This window comes from Carboxydothermus ferrireducens DSM 11255 (assembly GCF_000427565.1).
Taxonomy (GTDB): Bacteria; Bacillota; Z-2901; order Carboxydothermales; family Carboxydothermaceae; genus Carboxydothermus; species Carboxydothermus hydrogenoformans.
The window spans coordinates 1-18624 of the sequence record NZ_ATYG01000029.1; the positions used below are offsets into that span (position 1 = coordinate 1).

Annotated in this window: 20 protein-coding genes; 13 read left to right on the forward strand and 7 right to left on the reverse strand. The window is 42.8% G+C overall.

The window, feature by feature from the left end:
* Positions 1-341: 341 nt before the first annotated feature.
* Positions 342-1754, forward strand: coding sequence for a multiheme c-type cytochrome (locus CARFE_RS0110605; protein ID WP_028052743.1), 1413 nt, complete (start codon positions 342-344; stop codon positions 1752-1754).
* A 47-nt stretch (positions 1755-1801) separates the two neighbouring features.
* On the opposite strand, the gene CARFE_RS0110610 is transcribed toward CARFE_RS0110605, so the two are convergent.
* From CARFE_RS0110610 to CARFE_RS0110645, 7 genes are all read right to left on the reverse strand, one after another.
* Positions 1802-2155, reverse strand: a complete 354-nt coding sequence (locus tag CARFE_RS0110610; RefSeq protein WP_028052744.1) for a carboxymuconolactone decarboxylase family protein — start codon at positions 2153-2155, stop codon at positions 1802-1804.
* A 70-nt stretch (positions 2156-2225) separates the two neighbouring features.
* Positions 2226-2762 carry a permease gene (locus CARFE_RS0110615; protein WP_028052745.1) on the reverse strand — a complete coding sequence of 179 codons (537 nt, stop codon included), beginning with the start codon at positions 2760-2762 and terminating at the stop codon, positions 2226-2228.
* Between the two features lie 2 nt (positions 2763-2764).
* A complete protein-coding gene (locus CARFE_RS0110620; RefSeq protein ID WP_028052746.1) occupies positions 2765-3244 on the reverse strand; it encodes a permease in 480 nt (159 codons plus the stop codon).
* Positions 3245-3259: 15 nt separating this feature from the next.
* Positions 3260-3466 carry a hypothetical protein gene (locus tag CARFE_RS0110625; RefSeq protein ID WP_028052747.1) on the reverse strand — a complete coding sequence of 69 codons (207 nt, stop codon included), beginning with the start codon at positions 3464-3466 and terminating at the stop codon, positions 3260-3262.
* A gap of 279 nt (positions 3467-3745) precedes the next feature.
* A complete protein-coding gene (locus CARFE_RS0110635; RefSeq protein WP_028052749.1) occupies positions 3746-3991 on the reverse strand; it encodes a thioredoxin family protein in 246 nt (81 codons plus the stop codon).
* A gap of 27 nt (positions 3992-4018) precedes the next feature.
* Entirely contained in the window at positions 4019-4972 is a 954-nt protein-coding gene (locus tag CARFE_RS0110640; RefSeq protein ID WP_028052750.1) for a permease, read from the reverse strand.
* Positions 4965-5294 carry an ArsR/SmtB family transcription factor gene (locus CARFE_RS0110645; protein ID WP_028052751.1) on the reverse strand — a complete coding sequence of 110 codons (330 nt, stop codon included), beginning with the start codon at positions 5292-5294 and terminating at the stop codon, positions 4965-4967. The genes CARFE_RS0110640 and CARFE_RS0110645 overlap by 8 nt, the downstream gene beginning before the upstream one ends.
* Before the next feature lie 164 nt (positions 5295-5458).
* Between CARFE_RS0110645 and pcrA the strand changes: the two genes are divergently transcribed.
* The 12 genes from pcrA to CARFE_RS0110705 all read left to right on the forward strand — a co-directional run bounded on the left by pcrA (position 5459) and on the right by CARFE_RS0110705 (position 18610).
* Positions 5459-7615 carry a DNA helicase PcrA gene (pcrA, locus tag CARFE_RS0110650; RefSeq protein ID WP_028052752.1) on the forward strand — a complete coding sequence of 719 codons (2157 nt, stop codon included), beginning with the start codon at positions 5459-5461 and terminating at the stop codon, positions 7613-7615.
* A gap of 12 nt (positions 7616-7627) precedes the next feature.
* Positions 7628-9622, forward strand: coding sequence for an NAD-dependent DNA ligase LigA (ligA, locus tag CARFE_RS0110655; protein ID WP_028052753.1), 1995 nt, complete (start codon positions 7628-7630; stop codon positions 9620-9622).
* A 79-nt stretch (positions 9623-9701) separates the two neighbouring features.
* Positions 9702-9986 carry an Asp-tRNA(Asn)/Glu-tRNA(Gln) amidotransferase subunit GatC gene (gene gatC, locus CARFE_RS0110660; protein WP_028052754.1) on the forward strand — a complete coding sequence of 95 codons (285 nt, stop codon included), beginning with the start codon at positions 9702-9704 and terminating at the stop codon, positions 9984-9986.
* A 14-nt stretch (positions 9987-10000) separates the two neighbouring features.
* Positions 10001-11458 carry an Asp-tRNA(Asn)/Glu-tRNA(Gln) amidotransferase subunit GatA gene (gatA, locus tag CARFE_RS0110665; protein WP_028052755.1) on the forward strand — a complete coding sequence of 486 codons (1458 nt, stop codon included), beginning with the start codon at positions 10001-10003 and terminating at the stop codon, positions 11456-11458.
* A gap of 10 nt (positions 11459-11468) precedes the next feature.
* Positions 11469-12914 (forward strand): Asp-tRNA(Asn)/Glu-tRNA(Gln) amidotransferase subunit GatB, encoded by a 1446-nt coding sequence (gatB, locus tag CARFE_RS0110670; protein ID WP_028052756.1) that lies wholly within the window; start codon positions 11469-11471, stop codon positions 12912-12914.
* Positions 12915-13129: 215 nt separating this feature from the next.
* Positions 13130-14272, forward strand: coding sequence for a homocitrate synthase (gene nifV / locus CARFE_RS0110675; RefSeq protein ID WP_011344026.1), 1143 nt, complete (start codon positions 13130-13132; stop codon positions 14270-14272).
* A gap of 2 nt (positions 14273-14274) precedes the next feature.
* Positions 14275-15528, forward strand: coding sequence for a 3-isopropylmalate dehydratase large subunit (locus CARFE_RS0110680; protein ID WP_028052757.1), 1254 nt, complete (start codon positions 14275-14277; stop codon positions 15526-15528).
* 17 nt (positions 15529-15545) lie between these two features.
* Entirely contained in the window at positions 15546-16043 is a 498-nt protein-coding gene (locus tag CARFE_RS0110685; RefSeq protein ID WP_028052758.1) for a 3-isopropylmalate dehydratase small subunit, read from the forward strand.
* Between the two features lie 11 nt (positions 16044-16054).
* Positions 16055-17053: an isocitrate/isopropylmalate dehydrogenase family protein gene (locus CARFE_RS0110690; protein WP_028052759.1), complete on the forward strand. Its 999-nt coding sequence runs from the start codon at positions 16055-16057 to the stop codon at positions 17051-17053.
* A gap of 79 nt (positions 17054-17132) precedes the next feature.
* Positions 17133-17825, forward strand: a complete 693-nt coding sequence (locus tag CARFE_RS15705) for a CPBP family intramembrane glutamic endopeptidase (RefSeq protein WP_051250283.1) — start codon at positions 17133-17135, stop codon at positions 17823-17825.
* Positions 17826-17918: 93 nt separating this feature from the next.
* Positions 17919-18317, forward strand: coding sequence for a nucleotidyltransferase substrate binding protein (locus CARFE_RS0110700; RefSeq protein WP_028052760.1), 399 nt, complete (start codon positions 17919-17921; stop codon positions 18315-18317).
* Positions 18314-18610, forward strand: coding sequence for a nucleotidyltransferase family protein (locus CARFE_RS0110705; RefSeq protein WP_011344033.1), 297 nt, complete (start codon positions 18314-18316; stop codon positions 18608-18610). Before CARFE_RS0110700 ends, CARFE_RS0110705 begins: the two co-directional genes overlap by 4 nt.
* The last annotated feature ends 14 nt before the right edge of the window (positions 18611-18624 follow it).

Consider the following 18624-nt stretch of genomic DNA (forward strand, 5'->3'; position numbering starts at 1 on the left):
CAGACAGGTCAAGCGCATCAAAGACTTTAGTATAGAAATTAACTTTGTGAGTTGAGGTAAAAATTTCGATAAAATTAAAAAGCAGCTGACGACCGTTCATAATTTTTGCCTCCTGCTTTATTGTTTTTGTGTTGTTTACCAAAACAAATAAAATAATTCAATAAAGCGGAGGCAATCTCCTATAAAAATCAGGAGTGATAAAAATTTTTTATCTCTTGTAATTCAATTCTTTTGAGGCTTTCTGGTTTTGCAAAAGCCTATATTTATAACTATTTAGGGAGGTGAGAAATGAGTAAAAAAATGATGTAAAAACAAAGAAGATGACAAAAAGGAGGAAGGTTATGAGCAAAAAGTGGTTTATTTTTTTCGGAACTATTTTATTAATGCTTTTCAGCTCGGTGGCATTTGCTGCTCAAGCCAAGTTACCGCCCCTACCCCAGCCCAAAAGTAAAGTGGATCATAACGGGTTAATTCAGCAATATGATGGAGCATCTACCTGCTTAAAATGCCATCCTAATGCTTTAAATGAAGTGGTAAATTCACTCCACTATAAAAATAAGTCAGTAGCGCCGGCGGTTTATAAAAAAGATGGAAAGACTCCTTTAGGGGGAGAATGGGGACAAGTAAATAGGCTATGTGGCTTACCAGGTTCAATTGCTGTTATCAACTGGATAGGCATCTTAACACCCCTTGATTCCTCAAAGCCTTCACAAAATGGTGGCTGTGCTCGCTGCCATATTGGTAATGGGGTTTACCCGGAAAACGCTACTGAAGAGGATAAAAAAGAAATTGATTGCTTAATATGTCATGCCGAAAAATATGATATGAGTAAACGAAAAGTAGTAAAAACCGAGCAAGGATTTAGGATGGAGTTTGATAAAAGCTTAGAAGCAGCGCAGTCGGTAGGTGGGAAAATTCCCAAAGAAAATTGTTTGCGTTGCCATAAAAATCCTGCAGGGGGCCCTTGGTGGAAACGTGGGGTTAACTTTAGTCCGGAGCGGGATGTGCACATCGCAAAAGGAATGCAGTGTGTGGACTGCCACAAAGCAGTAAACCATAAATTTGAACATGGTAATGACCCTGGAGAATGGGCCTGGGATGATCCCAATCGGGAAATTAAATGCGAAAATTGCCATAAGGCTGGTAAAGGGCAAACAATTCATAAAAACCCAACTCTTGATAAACACACAAGTCGGATTTCCTGTAAAGTTTGCCATATACCAACCATTGGGGGTGTTGTAACGCGTGACTTTATCAACGTGCAATATAATTCAGTCACCGGAATATATGATCCAAAAGCAGATCCTTTTGATGAATCATATAAGACCAAGCCAACTTACTTCTGGTATAATGGAAAAGGTACTGAAGAACTGATGCCGTTGGGAAGCCGCAGCGATAAGAAAAGTAAAATTTCAACCTTTAAGCCCTTATCCACAGTATTGCCGTGGGATCCAGTAGCTAATAAGCCGATTTACCAGAGCTTAGGAGTATTATCCATTTATGGTGATCCGTTTAAGGCTATTGCCAAAGGTAAAGAACTTTACCCGTTGCAAAACTTATATCTAACGGGTTGGATGATGCCTAAAAAGATTACCGGTTATTTCTCGGTAAGTCATGATGTTACCAAGAAAAATGCTTTAAAATGCCAGGATTGTCATTCAAGTAAAGATTATTTGAATTTAGCAAAGTTGGGGTATACAGCAGCAGAAGTTAAAAAATTAACTAACAGTAAAGATAAACGATTTTTAAAATAAACATAAAAAAGGCCGGACATGGATGCCGGCCTTTTTAACATTGTAAATTATTTATTTTCTAAAAGCCATTCGAGGGCTGGAGCAAAGTTTGAAACGGTAGTAGAAGATTTGGCAAAACGGGCAAGGGAATAAACTTCAGCGATTTCTTCAAGGGTTGCGCCGTTTTTGCGGGCTTCTTTAACGTTATTTAAGATGCACGCCTGCGAATCTAAAGCGATAGCTGCTGCCAGTAAGATTAAGCTTTTATATTTGGCTGGAAGGCTTTCTTTAGCCATTAATTTTTTCTTGGCAGTAATGTGTTCAACTACCAGGTCTGGATTGAGTTCTCCTAAGAGTTTTAGTGGCTTAGGAACTTCACCCGTTTCTTTTTTAATGTTTTCCATAATGGTTTGAAAATCCATAAAAATCTCCTCCTTGTTATTTTTGGTATTTTAACCCCTTAAATGAATTAATTAAGGGGTTTTGAAGCAATTAGGAAAGAGTTTCCGCTTTTTGATAAATATTTTTTATTTCTTCCTTGGATACAAAGGTTGAAAGCAAATAGGCAATGATAATTATTCCTGGAATGTCTATTAAAAGCCGAGTTACTGCAAATTTACTGCCAAGGGCGGAAAGTTCAAATAAGAACATTGGAATTTTAGTAGTAGACCAAGCGCCAATGAAGATAAGAATATTGGTGAATTTTACGCCTTTTTTCATAAAAACAGCAGCAATAGGAAAGGCACCGTAAAGGGGGCCGGCGGCGGCTGAACCTAAAAGGATGGCCAAGATAATCCCTTTTAAGCCGGAATTTTCGCCCATATATTTCATCATGGTTTCTCTGGGAACCCAGATATCGAGTAAACCTAAAAGGATAAAAACCGGAGGGATTACCAAAGCCATTTCTTTGAAACTGTAACCGGCAATGCTTAAAGCTTTAAACCCTATTTTTTTATTAATAATTGTTAGAATTCCTACTGTTAATAACGTAAAAAGGAAAAACTTATACCTTCTAAGAAACATTTTCATAATTAACCAGCAACCTTTCCTACAATGTAAGCTACTAAAAAGGAAAAGATAAAAGCAAATAAATTACGCAAAATTGTTAGTTTTTTCCCAAAATATCTTATTTCTACTGGCATTGTAACTACTCCCACCATCATTAAGGTGGAGACAAAAGCACCTATTTGCATGTAACCTGCACCGTTCTTAAGTAACATTGCTGCCATAGGAAAAGCAACAAAACCAGGTATTAAAGTAATAGAACCAACTACTGCTGCTAGGATAACCCCAAACCAGCCAGAATTACTACCAAGGATTTGGGAAATTACTTGCGGATTTAATACGGCCAGTAAAACTCCTACCAGCATAATTACTCCTAAAAATTCAGGCAAAATATTTTCAAAGGATTTCCACGCTTTTTTGAGGGCCATTTTGGTTTTTTTGCTATCCTTAAAGTAGGAAAAAACAAGCAGGAAGATTGTTATCCCATACAATAAATAATTGTCCATTTTTTTTCCTCCCATTTACGGGTCAAGAGGACCTTTTAATTTGCGACTTTTTAATTCTTGTTCTTTAAAAAACAGGTGTTCTTCGGGCGAAAAAGGCTCGTTCCCATCAAAGCGAATAGCAATAAAGTAAGTGCAGGTATTAGCTCGATTAATATCATCGATTTTTGTTTTTAAGTAATAGCAAATACCTTTTTCGTAAATTCCGCACTCTTGACAAGTCATTGTCATACCCCCTACCAGGGAATTAAAAAACCCTTCATTTTTTACTTAAAATTTCCCTTTCTTTTAAAAGGGTGTACTGCAAAAGAGTAAAGTCTTCAGTGTGGTCTTTAGGCATAAAGAAGCAACAATGTTTAAGCCAGGATTCATTTTTAAAGTAGGAATTTTGTAAGTAATAACAATAAAACTGATTTGCCTTAGCTGAGGGTAGGTAAAAAGCACAGTTTAAACAGGTCATAATCTCACCTCAACTGAAGTAAAAGCCGCAAAAAACTGCGGCTTTTACTTGTTGGCGTGTTCTAAAATGATTTTTTCCAGTTCTGCTTTGGAGGGGACACGGCCGGATAATATAACTTTTTCATCAATGACTAAACCGGGGGTGGACATTACGCCGTATTTCATAATTTCCGGAATGTCTTGGACTTTTTGAACATTAGCATCGATGTTTAATTCGGCCAAAGCGTTAAAAACCATCCTTTCCAGCTTTTCGCAATTGGCACAACCCATTCCCAAGATTTTAATTTCCATACTTAAACCTCCCTTGAAAAATTTATTTTAAAAAATAGCATTAAATAAATAACCGGTTAATAAGATGCCAAAACCAACGATTCCCACAAAGGTTGCCAAAAGCTTAGGCTTTAAAACTTTTCTTAAAATAATCATTTCCGGAAGACTTAGTGCCGTTACTGACATCATAAAGGCTAAAACAGTACCCAGAGCTACTCCTTTTTCAAAAAGAACTTTTACAATCGGGATTACCCCGGCGGCGTTGGAATAAAGGGGGATACCAAGAAGTACCGCAAAGGGTACAGCCCAAAGTTGACCTTTGCCGGCGTATTTAACAAAAAAGTCAGTAGGAACATAGCCGTGCATAAAGCCACCTATGGCGATGGCAACTACAACATACGGCCAGACTTTTTTTAAGATATCTTTGGTGGCAAATTTGGCGAACTCCACTCTTTGAGCAAAAGTCACCCCCTGGGAAGAGGCAGCTTGCTCTCCCATTTTAATTTGGTAAACATAATCTTCCACCCAGTGTTCAAGCTTAAGTTTGCCGATGATAATACCTGAAATTATGGCAATTACTAAGCCGGAAGCAACGTAAATTAATGCAACTTTAATCCCAAACATCCCTAAAAGCATGACCAAAGCTACTTCATTGACCATGGGGGCGGAAACGAGGTAAGAAAAGGTGACTCCCAAGGGAACTCCTGCTTCCACAAAGCCGATAAAAAGGGGAACGGCGGAGCAGGAGCAAAAGGGCGTTATTATCCCAAATAAAGCGGCCAAGATATTTCCCAAAAAACCAAACCTGCCACTTAAGACTTTCCGGGTTTTTTCCGGGGTGATGTAAGAGCGTAGGTAGGAAACGACGAAAATAATTACAGCAAGTAAAAGGAAAATCTTAATGGTATCATAAATAAAAAAGTGCACTGCTTCACCTAAAGCACTACCTTTTGCTAGACCCAAAAGTTTATAAGTGACAAGGTCAGCAAAACTATTAAGCATTGTTATCCTCTCCCTTTAAGAGATATTCACTTTCTTTTTTAGTTTCTTCAATAACAATGTCTTTTAATAAATCCACCAGTTCGGCAAATTTGGGATTGGTGAGCCGGTAATGAACATTTAGTCCAACCCGCCGGGAGGTGACAATTCCGGCCCGCTTTAAAACCGCTAAGTGCTGGGAGATATTGGACTGCTCAACCGAAAACTCTTCAATAAATTCGCAGACGCAGCGCTCGCGGTCTTTTAGGTAATAAATAACTTTTAATCGGGTAGGATGGGCCAGTGCTTTAAAAATTTCGGCAAGTTCCGCCAGCAAAAAGTCCATATTTAACCTCCTGTTCACAATATTAGAATTTTCTAATATAATAATAAACTAAAAAACATGCGAAATCAAGTACAAACTTTTAGTTTTTGCTGAAAGGATTATCGGAAAAAGGCGTTGAATGGTATAATGGGATGGGAAAAATATCGAGTAGATGGAGGCTATCGATGGAGAAACTGTTAGCTACTTTAAACCCAGCTCAAAGAGAAGCGGTTACCCATGTAGAAGGCCCTCTTTTGGTTTTAGCTGGTGCGGGAACAGGGAAAACCAGAGTTTTAACCTTCCGGGTCGCTCACTTGCTTTATCGGAAAATGGCCTACCCCCATGAAATTTTAGCCATAACTTTTACCAATAAAGCGGCCCGCGAAATGAAAGAACGGGTAGAAAGGTTAATCTCGGGAAGTGCCCGGGAAATCTGGATTTCTACTTTTCATTCTTTTGCGTTAAGAATATTACGGAATGATATTGAAAAACTTGGTTTTAGCCGGGATTTTACCGTTTATGATGAGGAAGACCAATTGCAGGTAATAAAAGAGTGCTTAAAAGAGCTAAATATTGACGATAAACGGTTTGCTCCTAAAGCTATTGCCTACCATATTTCCTCGGCCAAGGACAAGCTTATTTCTCCCCGGCAGTATAGAGACGATGCCGATGACTTATTTAAAGAAAAAGTGGCGATAATTTATAATATGTACCAGGAAAAGCTTAATAAAAATAATGCCCTTGACTTTGATGATTTACTTTATTATGCGGTAAGACTATTTGAAAATTATCCTCGCGTTCTTGAATACTACCAGCGGCGATTTAAATATATTCTGGTGGATGAGTATCAGGATACCAGCCATGCCCAGTACCGGCTGGTAAATCTTTTAGCCCAAAAACACCGGAATCTCTGTGTGGTGGGAGATCCCGACCAGAGCATTTACTCCTGGCGGGGAGCGGATATTACCAATATTTTAAATTTTGAACGTGACTATCCGGAAGCAAAAGTGGTGATCTTAAAAGAAAATTACCGCTCCACCCAGAAAATCCTCGATGCGGCTAATGCGGTAATTGCCAAAAACCGGATGCGCAAGGAAAAAGAGATTTTTTCTGTTAAAGAACCGGGCCATCCCGTTTACTTTTATCCGGCGGTAGATGAAAAAGATGAAGCGGCGTTTGTGGCTTTAACCATCGAATCTTTGGTGAAAAGCGGCGAGTATAATTACAAAGATATTGCCCTTTTGTATCGAACCCATGCTTTATCCCGGAACTTTGAAGAAGCGTTTATGCAAAGAGGCATTCCGTACGTAATATTTGGTGGCAGGCGTTTTTATGACCGGAAAGAAATAAAAGATATCATTGCTTATTTGCGGATAGTTGCAAACCCTTATGATAAAGTCTCTTTAAAAAGAATCATAAATGAGCCCAAGCGAGGAATCGGAGAAGCGAGCATTGCCAAGATTGAAGCTTATGCCGACGAAACTGGACTGCCCATAGGGTTATTGCTTTTAAGGGATGAAGCTTTGGCTTTGGTTTCCGGAAAAACCAGGAAAGCTTTAAAGGAATTTGGCGAAATGCTCCTCTGGTTTCGGGAATTAAAAGACAGAATAAGCGTTACCAAACTTACCGAAGAAATTTTGGAGCGTTCCAGTTATTTACCGGCGTTAAAAGCGGAAGATACCATGGAAGCAAGGGCGAGAATTGAAAACTTAAACGAGTTTTTGACCGTAACCCAGGCTTTTGAACGGGAGAGCGAAGATAAGTCTTTAGAGGCGTTTTTGGCTACCATATCCCTTTTAACCGATGCGGATATCGAAGAAGGTGGCGAAAACCGGGTGCGGATGATGACTCTCCATGCTGCCAAGGGTCTGGAATTTCCGGTGGTTTTTCTGGTGGGTCTGGAGGAAGGGATATTTCCCCACAGCCGGGCCATTTTCAGTATTGACCCCCAGGAATTAGAAGAAGAAAGAAGGCTTTGCTATGTGGGCATTACCCGGGCGCAAAAGAGGCTTTATCTTACCCGGGCCTGGCGGCGGACGGTTTACGGACGGACCGACTTTAACGAGCCTTCCCGCTTTTTAGATGAAATTCCCGAAGAGTTAATTGAAAGTTTATTAGAAACGGTTTCCGGAGTTAATGAAGCTGCCAAAACTCTTTCTCCGGGGAGAGAAAAGCAAAATTGGGCTTTTTCTCCGGGAGATAGGGTAAGCCATAAAAAGTTTGGAGTGGGAACGGTGTTAGAAGTTAAACCCAAAGAGGGAGATGTAATTATAAAAGTGAGATTTGAAGGTGGTGAAGTAAAAGAACTTCTGGGAAGTTTTGCTCCTCTGGTAAAAGTCTAAGGAGGTGGATGGATGGATAAGGAAGCTGTCAGAAAGCGTATCGAAGAACTTAGGGCCCTTCTTCATTATCACAACTACCGGTATTATGTTTTGGACCAGCCGGAAATAAGCGATGCCGAATATGACCGGATGCTCCGGGAGTTAATTTCTTTGGAGCAGCAGTATCCCGAGTTTATCACTCCCGATTCTCCATCCCAGCGGGTGGGAGGGGAAGTTGCCAAAGAATTTCGGGAAGTGGCTCATTTAAAACCGATGTACAGTCTTGATAACGCCTTTGGACCGGAGGATTTAAAGGAATTTGACCGGAGGGTCCGGTCACTGTTACCCGGGCAGGAAGTAGAGTATGAGGTAGAGTTAAAAATCGACGGCCTGGCCATATCTTTGGTATATGAAAACGGAGTTTTGGTGCGAGGAGCCACCCGGGGTAACGGTACCACGGGGGAAGATATTACCGCTAACGTTAAAACCATTAAAGCTATACCCTTAAAATTACGAAACCCCGTACCCCTTTTAGAAGTTCGGGGCGAAGCGTACATGCCCAAGGAATCTTTTGCCCGCTTAAATGAGCAGCGGGAAGAGCGGGGGGAGCCCTTATTTGCCAATCCCCGGAATGCAGCAGCAGGGTCGTTACGGCAGCTTGACCCCAAAGTTACCGCTGAACGGGACTTAAGTGCTTTTATGTATGCTATTGGGGAAGTTCAGGGATACGAGCCCAAAACCCAGGCGGAATTAATGGAGTGGCTTTTGGAGCTTGGGTTTAGAGTAAATCCTTACCGGGAAGTATTTAACAATATTGATGACGTTATTAACTACTGCCAGAGCTGGCACGAAAAGAGGTTTTCCCTGCCCTATGTTATTGACGGTTTGGTAATTAAAGTAAATAGTCTTGCCCAGCAGGAAGCTTTAGGGTTTACCGCAAAGTCTCCCCGGTGGGCGATTGCTTATAAGTTTCCAGCGGAAATTGCCGAGACCCGGTTAAAAGATATTATCGTGCGGGTTGGCCGTACCGGGGTTTTAACACCGACGGCTATATTTGAGCCGGTAAGCCTGGCCGGTACTACCGTGACGCGAGCATCGCTGCATAACGAAGATTACATCCGGGAAAAGGATATCCGAATTGGCGATATCATCAGGGTGCAAAAAGCTGGCGAAATAATTCCGGAAGTAGTGGAAGTGGTAAAGGAAAAGCGGACCGGTGCTGAGAAAGAGTTTGTCATGCCTGATACCTGTCCGGTCTGCCAGGGGAAAGCGGTAAGACTTCCCGGGGAAGCGGCCTGGCGGTGTACCAATGCTTCCTGTCCTGCCCAGTTGAAAGAAGGTATCGTGCATTTTGCGTCAAGAGGAGCTATGAATATTGAAGGCCTGGGACCGGCGGTGGCCGAGCTCTTACTGGAAGCTGGCTTAATTCATAATTATGCCGACCTTTACTACTTATCTGCCGAAGAGGTTGCCAGGCTTCCGCGGATGGGGAAAAAATCGGCCGAAAACCTGATTAATGCTATTGAAAAAAGTAAGCAAAATAGCTTGGAACGGCTTATTTACGGCCTTGGAATTCGGCTTGTAGGGGAAAAAGCTGCGCGGGATTTGGCAGTTCATTTTAAGGAGCTTGACAAGTTAATTGCCGCCGGGGAAGAGGAGATCATGGCGATTCCTTCTGTGGGGCCCAAAATGGCGGCTTCAATTAAGGCGTTTTTTGCCCAAAAGGAAAATTTAGAACTTATCGAAAAGTTAAAAGCAGCGGGAGTAAACACTAAGTACCTGGCCGAGGTGCGGGATAACCGCTTAGAAGGATTAACTTTTGTCTTAACCGGAACTCTTTCATCCTTCACCCGCAAAGAAGCGGAGCAACTCATTTTAAGTCTTGGTGGAAAAGTAAGTTCTTCCGTTTCGAAAAAAACCAGTTATGTAGTGGTTGGCGAAGACCCCGGCAGTAAATTAACCAAAGCCAAAGAGCTGGGTATTCCAATCTTAACCGAAGAGGAGTTTCGCCAGATGGTGATGAGCTAAGATTTTCACTATTTTCTTGTCAATGTTTGTTAGATTTTTGTATAATGGCAAAAGGATATTTTTTAAAGGGGGAACCGTTATGACAATTTCCTTAAAAGATGTTGAACATGTGGCAATGCTTGCCCGGTTAAAATTAAGTGACGAAGAAAAGGAAATGTATACAAAACAGTTGAATGATATTTTAAAATATGCAGAACAATTACAGGAACTGGATACCGAAAAGGTGAAACCCACCGCCCACGTGCTGCCCATCAAAAATGTTTTTCGGGAAGATAAAGTTCATCAGCATTTAGATCCCGAAAAAGCCCTGGCCAATGCTCCGGAACGGGAAGAAAACTTCTTTAAGGTGCCGAAAATTATTTAAAGGAGGGTATGGTTTTGGAACTATATTACTTAAGTGCAAAAGAAATAACAGAAAAAATAAAGGCTAAAGAGATATCGGCGGTAGAGGTGGCTAAAGCTACTTTTGACCGGATAGAAGCGGTAGAGCCCAAAATTCAAGCTTATGTGACGGTAACCCGGGAGCTGGGACTTAAAATGGCCCGGGAAGTCGATGAAAAAATTGCCCGGGGAGAAGACCCGGGGCCGCTGGCGGGGGTTCCGGTGGCCATCAAAGATAACATGTCTACCGCCGGGATTAGAACTACCTGTTCGTCCAAAATCCTGGAAAACTACATACCGCCGTATGACGCTACTGTGGTGGAAAAATTAAAGGAAGCTGGGGCGGTGTTTACCGGTAAAACCAATTTGGACGAGTTTGCCATGGGTTCCTCTACCGAAAATTCCCGCTTTTTCCCCACCAAAAATCCCTGGGATTTAGAACGGGTGCCCGGTGGTTCTTCCGGTGGGTCGGCGGCCAGTGTTGCCGCCGGGGAAGCGGTAGTGGCTTTGGGTTCCGATACCGGGGGTTCCATCCGCCAGCCTGCTGCTTTTTGCGGAATAGTTGGTTTAAAGCCTACTTACGGGGCGGTAAGCCGGTATGGCCTGGTGGCTTTTGCCAGCTCCTTGGACCAAATCGGACCTTTTGCCCGGACGGTGGAAGATGCGGCCCTTTTATTAAATGTGATTGCCGGTCATGACCCGAAAGATTCAACTTCTGCCGATATTGAATATCCTGATTACTTAAGCTTTTTAAATCAGGAAATTAAGGGCCTGAAAATTGGGCTGCCGAAGGAATATTTTATTGACGGTATTGATGCTGGAGTGAAAAAGGCGATTGACGAGGCGATAAAGGGTTTGGAAAGTTTAGGAGCGGTCTTTGAAGAGGTATCGTTACCTCATACCAAATATTCTCTTCCGGTGTACTATCTTATTGCTCCGGCGGAAGCTTCTTCCAACCTGGCCCGGTATGACGGAGTCCGTTATGGCTACCGGGATTTTGAAGCCGAAGATGTGGTGGAAATGTTCTCCCGGACCCGGGCGGAAGGTTTTGGGGCTGAGGTAAAAAGACGGATCATGCTTGGTACCTATGCTTTAAGTGCCGGTTATTATGATGCTTATTACCTAAAGGCGCTGAAAGTAAGGACCCTTATTAAAGAAGATTTTGACCGGGCTTTTACCAAAGTAGATCTCCTTTTAACCCCAACCACTCCAACACCGGCGTTTAAGTTTGGCGAAAAAACGTCCGACCCGGTTTCGATGTATCTTTCGGACATCTTCACCATGGCCGTAAACTTGGCCGGTCTTCCCGGGATTTCGGTTCCGGCTGGTTTTGACGGTCATCTGCCGGTATCATTCCAGCTAATTGGTAAGCCTTTTGATGAAGGAACCTTACTGAAAGTTGCCCATGCCTTTGAGCAAAATACCGAATTTCATAAGGCACGGCCCAAGCTTTAGGAGGTGTATTATGCGCGAATACGAAGCGGTTATTGGGTTAGAAGTTCACGTGGAGTTAAAAACCAATACGAAAATCTTTTGCAATTGTTCTACCGAGTTTGGCGGCGATCCGAACTCGCACGTTTGTCCGGTGTGCTTGGGGCTTCCCGGGGTTTTGCCCGTTTTAAATAAAAAAGTGGTGGATTACGCGATTAAAGCAGCGCTGGCGTTAAACTGCGAAGTGGCCGAATACTGTAAATTTGACCGGAAAAATTACTACTACCCCGACTTACCCAAGAATTATCAGATATCCCAGTACGATTTGCCGTTAGCGAAAAACGGTTATTTAGAAATTGAGGTCGATGGGCAGGTAAAAAGAATTGGCATTACCCGGATTCACATGGAAGAAGATGCGGGAAAATTAGTGCACCAGGGAAACCTTGCGGTAACACCTTACTCTTTAGTTGACTACAATCGAACCGGAGTGCCGCTGATTGAAATAGTTTCGGCGCCGGATATCCGTACTCCCGAGGAAGCAAGACTTTACTTGGAAAAACTTAAAGCAATTATCCAGTATACCGGAATTTCCGATTGCCGGATGGAGGAAGGTAGCCTTAGATGTGATGCGAACGTTTCGGTTCGTCCCAAAGGCCAGAAAGAGTTCGGAACCAAAACGGAAATAAAAAATATGAACTCTTTTAAAGCTCTGCAAAAAGCTTTGGAATACGAAATTGCCCGGCAAATTGAGATTTTGGAAGAAGGCGGGCGAATCATCCAGGAAACCCGGATGTGGGATGAGAGCCGTCAGGTAACCCTTTCCATGCGCAGCAAAGAGGAAGCCCACGATTACCGTTATTTCCCCGAGCCGGATTTACCGCCGGTGGTCATTGACCGGGAGTGGCTGGAAGAAATCAGAGCCACATTACCGGAGCTTCCGGATGCCCGGAAAAAGCGGTTTGTGGAACAGTATGGCTTAACTCCCTACGATGCCCACGTCCTGACCTTAACCCGGGAACTGGCGGATTACTACGAGGAAGCGGCGAAGGGTTACAGTAATCCAAAAGCAGTAGCTAACTGGGTCATAAATGAGCTTTTACGCTTACTAAATGCTGCAGGAAAAGAAATTACCGAATGTCCCATAAAACCTGAACAAATTACCAGGATGTTAGAACTTTTAGATAACGGCACCATTTCCGGTAAAATTGCCAAAACGGTGTTTGAAGAGATGTTTTCAACCGGTAAAGACCCGGAGGTAATCGTCAAAGAAAAAGGACTGGTGCAAATTACCGATTTGGGTGAATTGGAAGCGGTGGTGGATAAAGTAATTGCAGCAAATCCCAAAGCGGTGGAAGATTACAAGAACGGAAAGGAAAAGGCATTAGGCTTCTTAGTTGGCCAGATTATGAAAGAAACCCGCGGACGGGCTAATCCTGAAGCGGTAAACCAGCTCTTACGGGACAAATTAGCAAAACTTTAATACAAAAACCGCTGTTCTTTATGACAGCGGTTTTTGTATATTTTTACTTTATTAAGGTTTTTATTTTTTAATATTTTTTGTCCAATTTCTAACCTCCAACTTCTAACTTCTAAAAAAAGTATACAGTATAAAAACTTTGAAAATCTTTTAACAATTTTTGGGGTGTGTTATCATTAAAAAATAGATTAAGCTACAAAGTGGGAGGGTGAAATAACGTGAAATTAAAAGATAAACCAATTTATATCGTTGATACGACCTTAAGAGACGGAGAACAAACTGCAGGAGTAGTTTTTGCAAATAAGGAAAAAATTCGAATTGCCCAGATGCTGGATGAGCTTGGCGTTGACCAGATTGAAGCAGGAATTCCAACGATGGGGGGCGATGAAAAAGAGGCAATTACCGCTATCTGCAAACTTGGACTAAAAGCCAGTATCATGGGCTGGAACCGTCCGGTAATTAAAGATATTGAAGAGTCGCTGCGCTGCGGGGTTGATGCGGTAGCTATATCGATATCCACTTCGGATATCCACATTGAACATAAACTCCGGGCCTCCCGGGAATGGGTTATTGAAAATATGGTTAAAGCCTGCGAGTTTGCTAAAAAAGAAGGTTTGTACGTTTCGGTGAACGCTGAAGATGCCAGCCGCTCAGACATGGAATTTTTGGTGCAGTTTGGTTTGGCGGCTAAACAAGCAGGAGCCGACCGTTTAAGATATTGCGATACCGTTGGTATTCTTGATCCATTTACTACTTATGAAAGGGTCAAGGAATTGCGGGAAAGAGTAGGTATTGAAATTGAAATGCATACCCACAACGACTTTGGCATGGCCACCGCCAATGCTTTAGCCGGGGTTAAAGCCGGAGCTAAGTTTGTAGGGGTTACGGTTATTGGCCTTGGGGAGCGGGCCGGAAACGCTGCTTTAGAAGAAGTGGTAATGGCCTTAAAACATATATACGGTATCGATCTTGGCTTTAAGACCGAGCTTTTCCGGGAAGTTGCTCTTTATGTTTCCAAGGCTTCCGGCCGGGAACTTCCCGCCTGGAAAGCTATTGTGGGTTCCAACATGTTTGCCCACGAATCGGGAATCCATGCCGATGGAGCGTTAAAGAACCCTAAAACCTACGAGGCTTTCCAGCCCGAAGAAGTGGGTTTGGAGCGACAAATTGTTATCGGTAAGCACTCCGGTTCGGCAGCATTAAAAGCGAAATTTGCCGAGTACGGAATTCACTTAACCGATGAACAGGCAGCAGAGCTTCTACCCCATGTCCGGGCCCATGCGGTGGAATTAAAACGGTCTTTGTTTGATAAAGAGCTTGTTTTAATCTACGAAGAACATTTCGGAAAGCGGGGAATGTAGCTTTGGGAAAAACAATCATTGAAAAAATCCTTTCGCAAAAAAGCGGCGTTGATGCTTATGCGGGCCAAATTGTGGTAGCCGATGTGGATTACGTTATGGGGCAGGACGGAACGGCTCCCCTGGCAATAAAATCCTTTAAAGAGATGGGCGGGAAAAAAGTTTTTGATCCGGAAAAAGTGGTGTTTGTGATAGACCACAGCGCTCCCAGCCCCAATGAAGGGGTTTCGCGGCTTCACAAATTGATGCGGGAGTTTCGGGACGAGCACGGAATTGATTTCCACGATATTGGCGATGGAGTCTGCCACCAGGTAGTGCCGGAAAGCGGTAAAGTAGGTCCCGGTTCCCTGGTAGTAGGGGCCGATTCCCATACCTGCACTTACGGGGCGTTAAATGCCTTTGCTACCGGTGTTGGGTCTACCGATCTGGCAGCGGCGATTATTTCCGGGAAGCTCTGGTTTAAAGTTCCCGAAACGATAAAATTTGTGTTAAAGGGTAAACTTCCCAAAGGAGTATTTGCCAAGGATTTAATTTTGTATTTAATCGGGGATGTAACCGCCGATGGAGCAACCTATATGGCCGCGGAATACACCGGGGAAGCTATTTCGGACCTTTCCATGGATGGTCGCTTTACCATTGCCAATATGGCTATTGAAATGGGAGCAAAAGCCGGATTGATGGAAGCCGATGAAAAAACTTTTGCTTTTGTAAAAGAACACGGCGGTAAGGATTTTACACCGGTCTTTGCCGATCCGGATGCGGTTTATGCTAAAGTTTTGGAATATGACGTATCGGAGTTGGAACCGATGGTGGCCAAGCCGCATACCGTTGATAACACCGCCAAAGTTACCGAGGTGGCCGGTACTCCGATTCACCAGGCGGTACTGGGAACCTGTACAAACGGACGGCTTGAAGATTTACGGATCGCAGCCAAAATCCTTGAGGGCAGAAAAATTCATCCCAGAACCCGCCTGATTGTGGCGCCGGCTTCCCGCAAAATTTTCCTGAAAGCCATGGAAGAAGGACTTATTAAAATTTTTGTGGAAGCTGGGGCTGCCGTAGTTACACCGGGCTGTGGTCCTTGTGTGGGTACCCATAACGGTATACCTTCCGACGGAGAAAATGTTATTTCAACTGCCAACCGGAATTTCAAAGGCCGGATGGGTAACAGTAATGCCTTTATCTATTTAGCTTCACCGGCCACAGTTGCTGCTTCGGCTATTGCCGGTGAGATTGCGGACCCGAGACCTTATTTTTAAGGATGGTGGAGTAAAAAATGATTTTAAGGGGTAAATGCCATAAATTTGGCAATGACGTCAATACCGATTATATAATTTCCGGTAAATACAAGTTTAAAACATTGGATATGAATGAATTAGCAAAGCACGTGATGGAAGATTTAGACCCGGATATTTACAACAAAATAACCCCCGGAGATTTTATCGTTGCCGGCAGTAACTTTGGCTGCGGTTCATCCCGGGAACAAGCACCGCTGGCCATTAAATACGCTAAAATTGGTGCTGTCATTGCTAAGTCCTTTGCCCGGATTTTTTACCGGAATGCAATTAATACCGGTCTTCCGGTAATTGAGTGTGATACCGATAAAATAAATGCCGGCGATGAACTGGAAGTAGATTTGTCTAAAGGGATTATTAGAAACCTGACTACCGGCGAGGATATACCGATTAAGCCTTTGCCGGAGGTAATGATCAAGATTTTAAATGATGGCGGGTTGATTGAGCATTTTAAAAAATACGGCACATTTAACTTTTAAGGAGGTCTACGATGGCGCATAGAGTAACATTGATTCCCGGAGACGGAATTGGTCCGGAAATTGTCGAAGCAGCCAGGCGGGTAATTGACGCCAGCGGCGCGAATATTGAATGGGAAGTGGTGGAAGCCGGGGAAAAGGTAATGGCCGAGTACGGTACTCCGTTGCCCGATTATGTTTTGGAATCTATCAAAAAAAATAAAGTTGCTTTAAAAGGTCCGATGACTACACCTATCGGCACGGGATTTCGCAGCGTGAATGTTGCCTTAAGAAAAGCCCTGGATTTATATGCCAATGTTCGGCCGGCAAAATCCTTACCGGGTGTGGTTACCCGTTATGAAAATATTGATTTAATTACGGTCCGGGAAAATACCGAAGACTTATATGCCGGAGTTGAACACATGGTAGGTGATGATGCGGCGGAAAGCATCAAAATTATTACCCGGAAAGCTTCCCAAAGGATTGTCCGGTTTGCTTTCGAACTGGCCCGCAAAGAGGGACGAAAAAAGGTTACCGCCGTTCATAAAGCCAATATCATGAAGTATACCGATGGCTTATTTTTAGCGGTGGCCCGGGAAGTGGCCGCGGAATATCCCGATATTGAGTTTGAGGATATGATTGTTGATGCTATGGCCATGAAGTTGGTTCAAACTCCGGAAAAATTTGATGTGATGGTGATGCCCAATCTTTACGGTGATATTTTGTCGGACCTCTGCGCGGGTTTGGTAGGTGGCCTTGGAGTGGCACCGGGAGCCAATATCGGTGACGAATATGCAGTTTTTGAACCGGTGCACGGAAGTGCCCCAAAGCATGCCGGCCAAAACCGGGTAAATCCCCTGGCGGAGATTTTATCGGGGGTGATGATGTTAAAACACCTGGGAGAAGTGGATGCAGCTGCCAAAATAGAGCGGGCTTTAACCAAGGTTCTTCCCAATAAGGACATGGTTACCTATGATTTAGGCGGGACTGCGAAAACCTCCGAAATGGCCGATTATATTATTAAACACTTATAAAAGCCTCCAGTTTTGGAGGTTTTTATTTTTTTCACCTGCGGGAAATGCTAAAATAGAGATGAAAAACAGGAGGGGTTTGATGCTGGAAATTCGCTGGAAGTTAAAACATGTGGTTTTAATATTGATATTAACTTTAGTTTTGGTAAATGGGATGAATTTACTGTTGGGAGCGCTTCCTCTTCCCGGCCTTAAAAGTTTTGGAGCCAAGGTTATCTTTTTAACTTTTTTTCAGGATATACTACTATTGGCTTTGGTATTGTGGGTGGTGGAAAAAAACCGAGGTCACCTATCTGACCTGGGGCTTACGGTAAAAAATTGGGGTAAAGCCTTTAAATGGGGAGTGTTTGGAGGTTTTTTAATTTTAATTACCGTGGTGGTGGTGGGAGCTTTTAGTTTTAAAATTTTAAAGGTTAATCCTCCTCCGCAGACCTTTGAAAAACTCTTAACCCTGGCTAAAACTCCCACGGAGAAAAATATGCTGGTATTTTTGGGAGTTTTTCTCGGCCCTTTTGCCGAAGAGCTTTTCTTTCGCGGTTTTAGCTATCCTGTATTAAAAAAATACATGGGTGTGGTTGGAGGGATAGCAGTATCTTCCTTACTTTTTGGAGCGATGCATTTTGATCCTTACCGGTTTTTACCGCTCTCAATAGGGGGTGCAATACTGGCGTATCTTTACGAAAAGACCGGCACGTTATTAAGCCCCTTTGTGGCGCATGCCACCTGGAATGGAATCATGACCTGGTTTGTAATGGGGAAAATGTTTTTTCTCTAAGTATTGTTAATCCAGACAAAAAATGGAATATTTTTGAAATTATTTTCTTTTGCTAATATAATAGGGTTAGCAAAATTTAAGGGAGGTTAAATAGTGAATAGCGAACGGTTAATGGAGAAATTTAATGAATATAAGAAGGCTGTTTTAAGACTTAAAGAAGCGTTGGAAGAAGATTTAACAAATCCTTTAGTTTATGATGGCGTAATTCAGCGTTTTGAGTTTATCTATGAACTGGCTTGGAAACTGATGAAGACCTATCTTGAGTATGAGGGGTATGCAACTGTAAACTCGCCGCGAGCAGCCTTTAAAGAAGCATTTGCCTATGGACTTATTTTTGATGGGGATGTCTGGATTGATATGATCGATGCTCGAAATCTTACTGTGCACACTTATGACGAGCAAATGGCCAAAGAAATCTATGATAAAGTTAAAAAAAGGTATTATGACGCTTTTGCAGCATTTGCTAAGAAGATGGCGGAGGTGCTTAAATGAATTTCGGTTTACCTGAACATATTTTAAACGCTTTAATCAAAGAGTTGCAAAAAAGGGAAAATGTAATTAGAGCGGTCATTTTTGGATCCCGCGCCCGGGGGGATTATAAGTATAATTCTGATATAGACCTTGCGGTTTACTGCGAGGGCAGGATGCCATCGGGGTTATGGTCAGACTTAGATGAGGCAGCGGGTATTTACAAGATTGACGTTATAGATATGAATAGCCCGTTAGATGAAAAGTTTCGGCAAAGGATTGAGGAGCAGGGTATAGAGATTTACCGGCGAGAATAGAAAGTTTAATTCAG